Origin of the sequence: Hymenobacter sp., from assembly GCF_031398885.1 — a bacterium.
Classification (GTDB): domain Bacteria; phylum Bacteroidota; class Bacteroidia; order Cytophagales; family Hymenobacteraceae; genus Hymenobacter.
The window spans coordinates 58,329-70,786 of record NZ_JANNOD010000031.1 but is presented as its reverse complement, the minus strand read 5'-3'; the positions used below and the strand labels follow the sequence as shown (position 1 = coordinate 70,786).

Annotated in this window: 12 protein-coding genes; 3 read left to right on the top strand and 9 right to left on the bottom strand. The window is 63.1% G+C overall.

The genetic code is table 11. From position 1 onward, the window contains the following. Nucleotides 1–19: 19 nt before the first annotated feature. A complete protein-coding gene (locus RMO51_RS05425; RefSeq protein ID WP_310392730.1) occupies nt 20–394 on the top strand; it encodes a hypothetical protein in 375 nt (124 codons plus the stop codon). 16 nt (nt 395–410) lie between these two features. Here RMO51_RS05425 and RMO51_RS05420 read toward each other — a convergent pair whose 3' ends face one another. The 7 genes from RMO51_RS05420 to RMO51_RS05390 all read right to left on the bottom strand — a co-directional run bounded on the left by RMO51_RS05420 (nt 411) and on the right by RMO51_RS05390 (nt 8,836). Next, nucleotides 411–899, bottom strand: a complete 489-nt coding sequence (locus RMO51_RS05420; protein ID WP_310392728.1) for a DUF4442 domain-containing protein — start codon at nt 897–899, stop codon at nt 411–413. 92 nt (nt 900–991) lie between these two features. Beyond that, on the bottom strand, nt 992–2,968 hold the full coding sequence (locus tag RMO51_RS05415; RefSeq protein ID WP_310392727.1) for a DUF3857 domain-containing protein: 1,977 nt from the start codon (nt 2,966–2,968) through the stop codon (nt 992–994). A gap of 162 nt (nt 2,969–3,130) precedes the next feature. Further along, nucleotides 3,131–5,071, bottom strand: coding sequence for a DUF3857 domain-containing protein (locus RMO51_RS05410; RefSeq protein WP_310392725.1), 1,941 nt, complete (start codon nt 5,069–5,071; stop codon nt 3,131–3,133). Between the two features lie 297 nt (nt 5,072–5,368). After that, on the bottom strand, nt 5,369–5,884 hold the full coding sequence (locus RMO51_RS05405; protein WP_310392723.1) for a DNA-binding protein: 516 nt from the start codon (nt 5,882–5,884) through the stop codon (nt 5,369–5,371). A gap of 208 nt (nt 5,885–6,092) precedes the next feature. Beyond that, nucleotides 6,093–7,349, bottom strand: a complete 1,257-nt coding sequence (locus tag RMO51_RS05400; protein WP_310392722.1) for a hypothetical protein — start codon at nt 7,347–7,349, stop codon at nt 6,093–6,095. Further along, nucleotides 7,346–8,122 (bottom strand): hypothetical protein, encoded by a 777-nt coding sequence (locus RMO51_RS05395; RefSeq protein WP_310392720.1) that lies wholly within the window; start codon nt 8,120–8,122, stop codon nt 7,346–7,348. The genes RMO51_RS05400 and RMO51_RS05395 overlap by 4 nt, the downstream gene beginning before the upstream one ends. A 135-nt stretch (nt 8,123–8,257) precedes the next feature. Further along, nucleotides 8,258–8,836: an RNA polymerase sigma factor gene (locus tag RMO51_RS05390; protein WP_310392718.1), complete on the bottom strand. Its 579-nt coding sequence runs from the start codon at nt 8,834–8,836 to the stop codon at nt 8,258–8,260. Between the two features lie 261 nt (nt 8,837–9,097). Here RMO51_RS05390 and RMO51_RS05385 point away from each other — a divergent pair, with 261 nt between their 5' ends. Next, nucleotides 9,098–9,277 carry a hypothetical protein gene (locus tag RMO51_RS05385; protein WP_310392716.1) on the top strand — a complete coding sequence of 60 codons (180 nt, stop codon included), beginning with the start codon at nt 9,098–9,100 and terminating at the stop codon, nt 9,275–9,277. A 98-nt stretch (nt 9,278–9,375) separates the two neighbouring features. Further along, nucleotides 9,376–9,867 (top strand): lipoprotein, encoded by a 492-nt coding sequence (locus RMO51_RS05380; RefSeq protein ID WP_310392715.1) that lies wholly within the window; start codon nt 9,376–9,378, stop codon nt 9,865–9,867. 173 nt (nt 9,868–10,040) lie between these two features. Here the strand turns inward: RMO51_RS05380 and RMO51_RS05375 are convergent, their stop codons facing one another. Together RMO51_RS05375 and RMO51_RS05370 are read right to left on the bottom strand one after the other, a co-directional pair. Then, nucleotides 10,041–11,645, bottom strand: a complete 1,605-nt coding sequence (locus tag RMO51_RS05375; protein ID WP_310392713.1) for an aldehyde dehydrogenase family protein — start codon at nt 11,643–11,645, stop codon at nt 10,041–10,043. A 105-nt stretch (nt 11,646–11,750) separates the two neighbouring features. Beyond that, complete coding sequence (locus RMO51_RS05370) at nt 11,751–12,194, bottom strand: hypothetical protein (RefSeq protein WP_310392712.1); 444 nt, start codon at nt 12,192–12,194, stop codon at nt 11,751–11,753. Nucleotides 12,195–12,458: the final 264 nt, after the last annotated feature.

Here is a 12,458-nt window from a genome sequence, read left to right as displayed (position 1 = left end):
TTCCACTTCTTTTTTTCGCATGACCGCCGACGAACGCCTCGACCAACTCGAACCCCTGCTTTCCGGCGCGTTGCGCATCCTGGACCAGCACACCAATCAGCTTAACCTGCTGACCGCCGCGGCAACCGAGCAAAGCAGTAACCTTCTTTTCGTGCTGCGGCAGCAAGCGGAAATGGATACCCGACTCGGCGGCGTAGAGACCCGACTTGGTGGTATGGATACCAAGCTCGACGAGATGGGTGTGCGGCTGCGCATTGTGGAAACGCAACTCGGTGGGCTAAGTCTCCGCTTCATCACCCTCGCTAATGAGCAGGCAGAAATGAAGGGCCAGCTCGGCGGCATCACCGGCAAGCTCGACCAAATTATGGACTTGCTTCAGAAGCCGGGCAAATAGGCCCGGCGAGCCCCGCTTACTTTTTCGCCCGGAACGACCAGGTGAACCGGAACACGGCCACCACGTCGCCGGCTTCGTCCAGGCCGGTGCTGGTGGCCACCACGGTGCGGCCTTCGCCGGTGGCGCGGCTCTCGGCCACGGCCTGGGCAATGCGCGGGCCGTCTTCGCAGGCAAAGGCAATGAGGCCCACGGCTTTCTTGTGGAAGTCGCCCTCCATCTTCACCACCAGCATCGACACCGGGCCACCGGCCTGTACGTGCATCATGGCCTGGATGCCGCTGGCCAGCTCCGCCGCCATGGCCAGGCAGGCGAAGTAGATGCTCCGAAACGGGTTCTGGGTGAGGTGCTTGAACCGCACCGTGACCACGGCCCGCTCGGGCGTGAGCTCGGGCAGGCGCAGGCCCGCTAGCCAGGCCATGGGCAGCTTTTGCAGCATGAACAGCCGCAGCTTCACGGGGCTGAGAACCTGGCGGCGGAAGGCCGCGGCCTGCGGGGTGTCGTACACTTCGTTTAATTGAGAATGAGGAATGGGGAATGAGGAATTACAGACCGGGAATTCTTCATTCCTCACTCTTCATTCCTCATTGAGCAAAGCGGCTAGCTTTTCTTGTCCAGCACCAGCACCACTTTGTTGAAGTTTGCCGCCGCGTTCACCACGGCGCGGAAGGCTTCGAAATCGGTTTTGGGCCAGCGCACCCGGCGGTAGTTTTCGGCCACGGTCACGGTCACGGCCTGGCCCTGCTGCACGTAGGACGAGCGAAAGTCGAAGTCGGGTTTGGCGGCGTCGGGGCCGGCTTTCACGTCCACGTTCAGATCCTTGAGGTTACGCACGGCGTAGCCGGCCGGCACCTCGAAGCGGATGGTGCGCAGGTAGCGGCGGTTGTGGTCGTTTTCCACGTCGAACTGCCGCTCCTCGGTTTGGTAGAGCTCGGTTTGGGGCCCCAGCAGGGTGCCGATTTTGAACAGGTAGCGCGGCCCAGCCTTGTCGAGCAGCGTGGCCGACTCCAACTGGCTTTCCACAATGAAGGGCTTGCTGAGCGGGCTCAGGCCGCGCTCGACGTTGCGCACGGCCAGCCGCTGGAAGTTGCTGGCGTCGGGCACCACGGACTTTTGCAGCTGCTCCAGCAGCTCGGTGCGCTTGGCCTCGGGAATCAGGGCCCAGTAGGGCTGGATTTCCAGGGCCGGATAGCCGCTCAGGCTCTGGCGCAGCTGCACGGTGCTGGTGCCCAGGTCGGGCCCGAAGGCCACGGTCACGTCGATGTCGTGCGAGCTGTGCTCGGCCGCGAGGGCCGGAATGTCTTTTACCTGGCCCACCGCCGACACCGTATTGCCCAGCGTGGTGCCCTTGATGAACAGGCCCGAGCCGGCCGTCCACTCCGCCGGCAGCATGCCGTAGCGGTACTCGGGCCGGCCGGGGGCCAGGAACTGCCCGGTGGCCGGGAAGTACAGCGCAAAATGGTCGAGGAAATTCCAGGTGTCGAAGCCGCCGTCGAACGGCGCATCGTCGCGGCCGCTGGTCACCACCAGCTCGAAATCGATGCCCAGGCTCCGGTACACGGCCGCCAGCAGGTGGCAGAAGCCGGCTTCGGGCGCGTTGCGCGTGGCCACCACCCGGGTCAGGTCGGGGCTGGCGTTGTCGTCGAGGTTGAAGTTGAGCTTGACGTAGTTTTCGGCGGCGGCGATGCGCTCGGGCAGCGGGCCGGCGGTGGGCAGCTTGGCGGCGGCCAGCACCTTGGCCACGGCCTTCGCCTCGCCCTTGCCCAGCGCCGTCATGGTGCGGTACACGTACTGGCTGGCGTCGGCCCAGGTGAACTGCCGCGCCGGGCCTTTGTCGGCCAGGTAAGCCAGCTTGTACTCCACGCGCATGCGCTGGGCCAGCACGCTGGCAAAGGCTTCGTCGCGCAGGGCGGGCACGCTCTTCAGCGCCAGGCGCAGCACCCGCCGCCCGGCCTGGGTGCTGTCCACGGCGGCGGCCGGGCCGTGGTACACGCGGGCCTCGAACGTAAGGGCCGCGGGCGAAATCAGCTCGAAGGTGACGTCGCGCGCGGCCGTTTCGCTTTGCAATACTTCGCGGCCAAAATGGTTGAGGGGCCGCTCGCGGGTGTAGTAGTACTCCACTTCGCTGCCCTTCTCCACCCCGTCCACGGCAAACACCTGGAAGCCGCGGCCGCCTTCCTGGTCCTTGAGCTCCTTCATGTCGGCGGCCTGCACCTCGCGCACTTCCCCGCGCGGGCTGATGGTGCGGGCCCGGATGGCGACCGCCGCGCCCGACTCCAGCACCGGCACCACAATTTTGTTGAAGCGCTCGATGCCGTCCGATGAGTTCACGCGCACGATGCGGTGCTCGGTGGCGAACAGCCGCAGGTTTTTGCGGCCCGGGTCGAAGTAGAATTCCAGGCTCGTAAAATCCCGCAGGATGAGGGCCGGCAATTCGGCTTCTTGGGCGGAGATGGGCAGCCGCTGGTGGCGCTTTTCGTCCCAGCTGTAGCCGGCGTGCACGAGGTTGGGCGGCAGCACTTGGGCCGGGGCCGCGACTGCTATCAGGAGAAGAATTGCTAGTAGAAAAGGGCGCATTTTGATTATCAGTTGTCCGTTGCTTGCTTTTAAAACGGTCATGTCGAGCTTGCCGAGACATCTCGCTCGGGGCGGTAATCCAATCATTCAATGCTGCTGATTACCACCACACGCGAGATGCTTCGACTTCGCTCAGCATGACGTTCTTTTTTACAGCTTGGCTCACGTCTTTTTCTTTTTCAGAATCACGACTTCCCGGTAGGCATTGCCCAGCTTGGCCACCACCGCGTTCCAGCCGGCAAACTGCGCGGGCTGGAGCAACAGGTAATCCACGTACACCTCGCGGTGTTGGATGATGCGGTTGCCTTGGCGCTCGTAGCTCACCCGGAAGCCCAGCGCCTCGCCGCGCGCCTCGGCGGCCGGCGGCAGGTAGCTCACCTCGTAGCCGGCCGGCACCACCAGCTCGGTGCGGGTGCGGTCGGTGCGGGCAAACTCGTTGTAGCGCGGCAGCTTGCGAGTGGCCGCGTCGATGCGGTCGGTGGCGTAGGGGCGCTCCAGGCTGAGATTGACGTACACCTCGTCATCGACCTGCTGCACGTAGTCCTGCAGGCGGTAGGCGTAGCTGATGCGTAGGGGCTGGTCGCGCGCGTCAAGGTTGGTGATGGCGTACTTGTCGACGAAAAACTTGTTGTTGCCGCGCTCCAGCAGGGCCTTCACGTAGCGCGGCTCGTCGGTGCGGTCCAGCCCGTCGAGGCCGTAGCTCTGGTTGACTTTAGTATAGCCGGCCAGGCTGAGCGTGCCGGTACCGCGCAGGGTGGTGCCGTCCAGGGTCAGCACCGAGGCGTCATCGGTGCCGCTGCGGGTCCGGTCCACGGCCGGAATGCGGACCACGCGGCTGCGTTGCTCGTCCAGCCCCAGCAGCCCTTCCTTGCCCTGAATCATGGCCGAGGGCATGCCGTAGGGTGTGTGCTTGCTGGTGGCGTCCAGGAAAACGTACCGGCCCGGGGCGGGTTCGTAGGTGGCAATCATGTGGTTGTCGACGCCCGGCGTGGCCAGGTCGGCGTAGGTGTAGGGCAGGTCGCGAGTACCCACCCAGGTCAGGTAGGCGGTTTTCACGCCGGCCAGGCGCAGCATTTCGTTGGTCAGGTGGGCCATGTCCTTGCAGTCGCCGTAGCGGCGGGCGTACACCAGGCCCGCGTCGTGCGGAATGAAGCCGCGCAGGCCCTGCTCGAAGGCAATGTACTTCACGTTGTCCTGCACCCAGTAGTACACGCGGCGCACTTTTTCCTCCTCATTGGGGGCCCCGGCCACCAGCGAATCGACGCGCTGCTGCAGGGCCGCGCTGGGCCGGCGGTCGATGCGCCGCACGAAGTCGGCGTACATAGCGTAGAGTTCCGGCACGCCGGCCAGCAGTTTGCGCATTTGGCCGGCCACGGGCGCTTCTTCCACGAAAAACACGAGGTGCGGCAGGTAGTAGCTGGCCTCGGGGGCGTCGTCGTCGCGGGGCGGGCTGGGCAGGTTCTCGGCCGTCCAGCGGTAGATTACCTGACTGCCCTTTTCCTCCTTGGTGTAGGCAATGGGCGTGTTTTCGGCGTGAAACGTCTTGTAGGCAATGCGCACGCCCCTAGGCGCGGTGATGGTCAGTTCGGCGCGGCGTACGGGCACGTAGGACCCCACGTAGAACGGCAGCACGAAGCGCGCGTCCACGTGGCGCACGGTGTAGTCCGTCACGGTGCGGGCGCCGGGCGCGACGGCCGGAAACGAGAACGAGGTGGACCGCGTGTCGTCAAAAAACACCCCCGCCTGAACCTCGAACTTATCCTTGAAATCGGTCACCTTCACGGTCCGGAACTTCTCGCCGGCCGGCACCATCGTGCGGGCTTCCAGCTTCTGCAGGCGGTTGAAATGCGAGCTGAACACCCGGTCGTTGGCGTAGGCGCCCGACTGCTCGTCGAGGTGCAGCATGTCGGCGTGGTGCCGGGCCAGCACCTGCACCGAGTCGTTGCGGATTTCCACGGTCAGGTCCTGGCGCAGCTCCAGGTACACGGCTTTCTCGCCGGGAAACTGTTTTTTCATGGCCGTCACCAGCTGGCTGTTCGGCGCCTGGGCGCGGGCCGTAAAAATTAGCAGCAGCAGCGGATAAATCAGGGCGCGAGCACGCATAAAACAGTAGTAATAAATAGGCTATTTCAATGAATACTAAACCGCTCTGCCGCTCCGCACCCCAGCCGTAACAGCCTATTACTGAATCGCAGGGCTAATTTTTACTATTGGAGCGGACGGGTTCTAATAAGTTAAAATGAAGGTAAGGCATCGGGCCCGATTCCCCGGGTTTTATCCGGCTCGCAGAAACTAATGCCGCACTTTGCGAGCGCACCAGCCGACCAGAAAACCGGGCCATAAAAAGCAGGCCGGCACGCCCGGAATGTTCCGGTGCCCAGCTCATTTCCTAGCCGATACTTATTTTTTCTTCGCGCGCACCGCCGCCGGCACCGGCCGCACCACCAATTCCTGGTACCCAAAAGTGGCGTCCGTCTCGCGCCGAAACTCCAGCGCCGGCAGCTCGCCCAGCACCACTTCGGCGGTGGTGTACACGCGGCAGCCGTCCAGCAAATGCCCGCCCAGGGTGCGCCCGGTGCTGTCGGCCACGGCCAGGTGCAGGTGCGACCCGTTGGTGGACAGCGTACCAACCAGGGACACGATTTCAAAATGCCCCCGGTACTCGGTGGGCCCGTCCTGGTTGGCCAGCCGCAGCGTGGCCACCATGAGGCTGCCCACGCAGGTGAGCACGGCGCCCGCCCTGATGCGGTGGGCGGTGGTAAAAGCCAGGAGCTGCTGGCGCAAGTCGTCGCCGGGCCGCAGGCGCAGCGCGTAGGTTTTGAGGGGCGACGAGGGGGCGACGGGCACGGCGGATGTGGTTTGCGCTACGGCCGGCCCGGCCAGCAGCAGGAGAAAGAGAAAACGCAGCTTTGACATTGTGCTGCCAAAGAACGTCACGCGGAGTATAACGCAGCATCTCGCCCGCGCCCCTTGTCATGCTGACGCAGGCAGCACCTTATCAGAATAGAATCAGTCGTTCTCCGGTAAGAGGACGCTTCGTTCCGCTCAGCATGAGAAAATGAAGCACGCAAGCTGCTGCGCTGCGCGCTGCCGGACGTTCCTCTAGCTCCTATATCCGCATCTGCTACTTGCTGAACCGCACCGTGCCGTAGCGCACCTTGATGTTGACGTTGCCCGCGTTGCGGGCCGGTACTGCCCCGCCGAATACGCCCAGCACGTCGCTGGTCTGGGGGCCGTGTTCCTGCGAAAGCACCCGCACCAGGTTTTTGTCGACTAACAACTGTCCCTGCTCGGTGCTCACGTCGAACCGGAAGCCCGGCGCCTCGGCAAACCCCAGCCGGATGGTGCTGAACCCGCCATCGAGGTTAATCCGGCGGAAGTTGGGGCCCATGTCGCGCACCACGAAGTCGGGGCAGTAGCGCAGGGCCATGTCCAGGCCCACGTCGAGCTTGTCGATGGTGAAGCGCGAGTAGCCCGAGGAGCCGCGCAGGTTGCGCACGGTGCCCAGGGCCACGTCGCCGTACTTGCTGTGCACGGTCAGGTCCTGCACCGTGCCAATGTCCACGTCGGAATAGTTGTTGCGCAGGTCCACCGTGGTGCCCTGGTCAAGGCGCAGGCGGGCGTAGCTGGCCTCAATGCTGGCGCGGCCGGCAAAGGCAATGGTGCAGTCGCCGTTGGTTATGCGCACCGAATTGCGCGGGCCTTCCAGCCGCGCCGCGCGGAGCGCGCCGTATTCCACAACCAACTCCGTCGAGCCGCTCACGTCGCCGGCAATGGTTACTTCGCCAAAATTGTTGTACACCCGCAATGCGGTGTTGCGGGGCAGCCACACGGTGTAGTTCACTTCGTAGCGGCAGCCGCCCGCCCGCCCGCGCAGGGCGGGCCCGAACTGCGTGGCCACGGCCACGCCGCCGGTTCGGGCGTCGTAGTCCAGCCACTGCACGCCCAGCGCGTCCAGTACCTGGCGGGCGCCGGCGTCGGTTTCGGCGCGGGCTACCAGCTCGGCCTCCACCCTGATTTCCCGCTTGCTCCAGGGGTTGATTTGCACCCGGCCATAGCGCGTGTCCAGCGAAAACGCCCGGCCCGATTTCGGCACCGCGTAGCTGCGGCTCAGGCGACGGCGCTGCTCCACTTGCAAGTTGGCGTCGTTTTGCTCGTCGGCTTGGTTGGGCGGGGGCTTGGGTAGCGGTTCCTGCGCCGGGCCAAACAACGCCTCTTCGGCCCGCCGCGCCTCCAGGGTGAGCACCCGCACGGCCACGCCGGGGCCCACGGGCACCCACTCGCTGGTTTGGGCCCGCGCCGCGGGGGGGCTTAGTAGGCCGGCTGCTGCCAACACTGCCGCGCCCCACCCCCGCCACTGCCAGAGGAGCAGCGGTTTCATTCGGACTGGCGCCGGCTGTCAGCCAGCACAAACGACCCCGCGTTGGGTTCCGCTGCGGGCGCCGTGCCCAGGTGCAACTGCTGGTCCAGGATTTCGAGACGGATTTGCAGGTTGCGGTTCATGGCCGTGAGCACGGCGTCGGGCTGCGGATGGGAGGGCAGCTCCATCTTCAGGTGGCGGTAGCTAGAGTCGAGGGACACCAGCTCGCGCTGCCAGTCGGCCGTCATGCCGGCCATGCCGGGCCCGCTGAGCTGGCGCAGCTCTTCCTGGCGGCGGGCCAGCTGGTTGGTGTAATAAGTTTCCATACCGCGCACGGCCCGCACCAGTTGGCTGTCGGCGCCGGTGCTGCGCTCGGCCGCCGTCATGGCCAGCGGGTTGCCGCCCTGGTACAGGGCCGCGTCGGGCGCTTCGGCGGTGTTGCTGGGAAAGGTCTGGCTGGCGGCCACGGCTACTTCCGGCGCCGGCCGGTTCAATTTCCAGGCCTCGCTGGCCCCGGCGGCAAACACCAGCAGCGCCAGCGCCGCGGCCACGCCGTAGCGCCCGAGCCAGCTGCCCCGCACGGGTGGGGCAACTACCGCGGCCGGCGCCTCGGTTTCAGCCGCACCGGTTACGCGCATTATCGGCATTACCGGCGGCGCCGCGACCGCGGGCTCGGCGTTACCCAGTTGCTGCTCCAACGCGGCCCATAGGTCGGGGCGCGGCTCGTGGGTGTCGAAATCGGCGCGATGCCGCTCGACGAAGTTTTCCAGGGAATTATTTTTCGGGGTATCCATGAATGAGTAGCAAACGCACGGTTCTTCCGGGTTCAGCGCGGGCGGCGGGGCTATCTAAAAACCGCGGCCGGGTGAAGGAGGACGAAGGGTAATGTGGGGGTTAATAAACAGTTGAGAAACGATAATTGATTGTGGCTAACTAATACCGCGCCGGGTGGCCAGTTCCCGCAGCCGCACCCGCGCCCGGCTATACTGCGACTTGGACGTAGATTCGGAAATGCCCAGGATGCCGGCAATTTCCAGGTGGTCGTAGCCTTCGAGCAGGTACAGGCTCAGCACCACGCGGTAGCCGTCGGGCAGTTCCTGAATGCAGCGGCGCAGCACGTCGGCGCGGTAGCTGGCGTGGGCTTCGTCTTCGGGCGAAGCGCCGGCGGTGTCGGCGGGGGCTTCGTGGTGCTGCTCGCCCAGCGGCACCAGTGCCAGCCGCCGCTGCCGCAGGCAGTTGATGCTTTTGTTCACCACAATGCGCTTCAGCCAGGCCCCAAACGAGGAGTCGCCCTTATAGCCACTCAGCTCCCGGAAGGCGCTCAGGAACGACTCCTGCAGCACGTCCTCGGCCTCGGCGTAGTCGCCGGTGATGCGCAGGGCCGCGTTGAACATGGCCTTGGCGTAGCGCCGGTAGATTTCGGCCTGGGCCTGGCGGTCGTTCAGGCGGCAGCGCTCCACCAGCGGAGCGTTGATGTCAACGTAGGCGGAAAGGCTGAGGGCTTCCATGCAGAATAACAGGGGTGAGGCTTAGGCAGCGGAAGGACTACGCTGCTGCTGCTGGGGTTGCACCCGGGGAGGCAATCGGTGCTTCGGGCAACTCACCAAAAATAACAACCAAATGCCGGAGCAGCTTGCTTTACCGAAATAAGACTCTGACTCGGTGTGCAGCGAAGCGTGTTGTTGGAGAGAGAAGTATTGTCAAGAACAAGAATAAGAACTGTTGTTGCGCCCAACTTATGTAAATTGCCATTCCTTACCGCTCGCGTCATGACCAAAGAACAGGTGATAACTTCCTTGCAAGACTTGCCCGACTCTTTCGAGCCAGAACAGCTCATCGAGCATTTAATTTCCCTTCAGAAGATGGAAGAAGTCCTGGAACAAGTCAGGCGTGGCGAGGTGGTGACCGAAGCGGAAGCCAAACAGCGCCTGGCCAAATGGCTGAGCTAATGCTATTAATTAATGTGTGTAAAAAATTGTAATAGCTTGTTTATAATTATTCGTTGCATACATTTAGGTATCTCATTCACATCTACTCGAAAAATGTCATGAAAAAAACAACTCTTTTGTACGCTGCTGGAATTGTTCTAGTTCTTAGTGGATGTTCAACTACTCCAGATGTTGATTCTATTACACCCACTGCTTCCAAAATAGTGAGCAATGAAGGTGGTTACGGGTTTGACGGAACTTTTGGAGGCCGTGGATACGGATTTGGAACTCTTTCTCAGCCAGATACTCCTGTTCTTAGCGAACGCCTAATAATAAGAGGTCTCCTAAACGATTATGCCAGTCAGCATTACGCCGATTATTCTACCATTTATGGATGGTACGGGCGTATGTGGGATATTTCATACTACATCGACTTCTATGATATTATTGCGACTGACGGGATTGCAACCTGCTATTACACAACTTACACTCTCCCTTTCGCCTTTCAGGCAGAAGGCGAAACTTCTATTGTACCTGCTGGTCAAACGCACCATTTGTATGGATATTACAACAAGTCAGACAACTACTTCTCGTTCTCAGCATCGCTGTAGTGTGCACATAATATGTTTATTGATTCCAAATTAAGCTAAATCATTTCATTATTAAATTGCACATTACTCAATATTCAAAATCAATAACGATTTATTTAATACACTCAGGTAAGGCCCATCCGATAATTTCAGATGGGCCTTACTTTTTGAAGTAAAAGTGCGTAAAAGATAACTTACACATCGAACTTGATGCCCTGCGCCAGCGGCAATTCGGTGGAGTAGTTGATGGTGTTGGTCTGGCGGCGCATGTACACCTTCCAGGCGTCGGAGCCGGACTCGCGGCCGCCGCCGGTTTCTTTCTCGCCGCCGAACGCGCCACCGATTTCGGCCCCGCTCGTGCCGATGTTCACGTTGGCAATGCCGCAATCGGAGCCGCTGGCGGCCAGGAAAGCTTCGGCCTCGCGCATGTTCAGGGTGAAGATGCTGCTCGACAAGCCCTGGCGCACGTCGTTCTGCAAGTCGATAGCGTTTTGCACCCCGCCGCGGTAGCGGATGAGGTACAGGATGGGCGCGAAGGTTTCTTCCTGCACCGTGGGGTAGTGGTTTTCCGCTTCCACCAACGCGGGCTGCACGTAGTGGCCGCCGTGCAGCTCGGCGCCGCTCAGCACCTGGCCGCCGGTGAGCAACTTACCGCCCTCGGCCTGCACCTGCATCAGAGCTGCTTCGAACATCTTCACCGCGGCGGCGTCAATCAGCGGGCCCACCAGCGTGCCCTCCTGCAAGGGGTGGCCGATGGGCAGCTTGGGGTAAATGGCCAGCAGGCGACTCTTCACGTCCTCGAAAATACTGTCCTCAATGATGACGCGGCGGGTGCTGGTGCAGCGCTGCCCGGCCGTGCCCACCGCCCCGAACACAATGGCGCGGATGGCAATGTCGAGGTCGGCGTTTGGAGTGACGATGATGGCGTTGTTGCCGCCCAGCTCCAGCAGGGCGCGGCCCAGGCGGGCGCCCACTACTTCGCCCACCTTGCGGCCCATGCGGGTGCTGCCGGTGGCCGATACCAGCGGTACGCGCCGGTCAGCGGCCAAGGCGGCCCCGATGTCGGCTCCGCCAATGATGACGTTGAACACGCCTTCGGGAATGTCATTTTCGGCCAGCACGTCGCGGATGATGTGCTGCACGGCTACGGCCGTGAGCGGCGTTTTTTCCGAGGGCTTCCAGATGCTCACGTCGCCGCACACGGCGGCCAGCATGGCGTTCCAGCTCCACACGGCCACCGGGAAGTTAAAGGCCGAGATGATGCCCACGATGCCCAGCGGCTGGTACTGATCGTACATGCGGTGCGCCGGCCGCTCCGAGTGCATGGTGAAGCCGTGCAGCTGGCGCGAAAGGCCCACCGCGAAGTCGCAGATGTCAATCATTTCCTGCACTTCGCCCAGGCCTTCCTGCAAGATTTTACCCATTTCGGCGCTCACCAGCTTGCCCAGCGGCTCCTTGAATTCGCGGAGCTTGTTGCCAATCTGCCGCACGATTTCGCCGCGCTTGGGGGCCGGCACCAGCCGCCAGGTTTGGAAGGCCGCCTGGGCGGTTTTGACCACCGCCTCGTAGTCTGCCACGGTGGCAAAGGCCACGCTGGCAATGCGGTGGCCGTCGGCGGGGGCCAGCACGGTGCGGCGCTCGGCGTTGGCGCGGCCGCCCCAGTGGCGGCCGGTGCTGTAGGCCGCGTTGTCGGATGCCACGCCCAGCTGGCGCAACACGTCCTGAATGCCGTGGGGGTCGGCGTGCGGGTGCGCCACGGTCACGTCGGGCGCGGTGGCTGCTTCGAGGGCTTGCTTCATAAAAAATTGGGGCGGGAACGCGGGGAAATATTGCGCCGGCAAAGCTACGGAATGCCGCAGCCACTCCCGAACCCAATCCCGGGCTCGTTCCGGCCGACGCCCACTTTACACCGCCCTCGGCCGCACGCCGGCCCGCTCCTGCTGGTCGCACAGCCAGGTCACGGCATCGGCTTCGTTGTCGTAAAACAGGGGGTAAGAGTCGAGGGATGCCGCGCGGCGCAGGTGCAACTCCATTTCGGCGCTTTCGGCGGCCAGGCGCTGGTGCGGGCCGGCCAGGTAGGCCGTAAACAGGGGCCCGTCGAGGGTCGCGGCCACCTGCGGCGAGAATTGGGTTCGAAACCAGTCGTTGAGGTCCGGGCCGGCCAGCGGCCGGCGGCGCAGGTCCAGCAGCCAGAAGCGGCAGTTGCCATGGGCTTTGGCGGCGGCCAACATGGCTTCGTAGGTGCCTTGCAGCGCGGGCGGCGGCAATGCCTGCAACCACCGGCCAATGAGTATTCCCAAGTCAGCACGGTAGTCAAGCGAAAAAGCGCCGGTGGAGTATATCGACACGGGGAGAGCAGTTGGGCAAAAAATGCCTTTACTACGGCATTCGCAAGGTTGAGGTTAGTCCCGCCGGTCCCAGTCGCCCCGGTTGGCCCGGCGTTTGGCCCAACAGTTGACCCTCCCACCTTGTGCGTTGGCTCCTGCGCCGGCCGCTCGCGGCAACGAGCCCCGGAGAGGTCGTCGCGCCGACAGCCAGCGGGGCTACCACTGGTTTCAGTACGCGCCCCGTCACGCACAAAAAAGCCCCTGCTGATTTAGCAGGGGCTTTTT

Coding starts and splice junctions, on each gene's coding strand:
- RMO51_RS05400 (WP_310392722.1), bottom strand. CDS start 7,349: ATGAAACCGCTGCTCCTCTGGCAGTGGCGGGGGTGGGGCGCGGCAGTG.
- RMO51_RS05425 (WP_310392730.1), top strand. CDS start 20: ATGACCGCCGACGAACGCCTCGACCAACTCGAACCCCTGCTTTCCGGC.
- RMO51_RS05375 (WP_310392713.1), bottom strand. CDS start 11,645: ATGAAGCAAGCCCTCGAAGCAGCCACCGCGCCCGACGTGACCGTGGCG.
- RMO51_RS05410 (WP_310392725.1), bottom strand. CDS start 5,071: ATGCGTGCTCGCGCCCTGATTTATCCGCTGCTGCTGCTAATTTTTACG.
- RMO51_RS05415 (WP_310392727.1), bottom strand. CDS start 2,968: ATGCGCCCTTTTCTACTAGCAATTCTTCTCCTGATAGCAGTCGCGGCC.
- RMO51_RS05385 (WP_310392716.1), top strand. CDS start 9,098: ATGACCAAAGAACAGGTGATAACTTCCTTGCAAGACTTGCCCGACTCT.
- RMO51_RS05380 (WP_310392715.1), top strand. CDS start 9,376: ATGAAAAAAACAACTCTTTTGTACGCTGCTGGAATTGTTCTAGTTCTT.
- RMO51_RS05405 (WP_310392723.1), bottom strand. CDS start 5,884: ATGTCAAAGCTGCGTTTTCTCTTTCTCCTGCTGCTGGCCGGGCCGGCC.
- RMO51_RS05395 (WP_310392720.1), bottom strand. CDS start 8,122: ATGGATACCCCGAAAAATAATTCCCTGGAAAACTTCGTCGAGCGGCAT.
- RMO51_RS05390 (WP_310392718.1), bottom strand. CDS start 8,836: ATGGAAGCCCTCAGCCTTTCCGCCTACGTTGACATCAACGCTCCGCTG.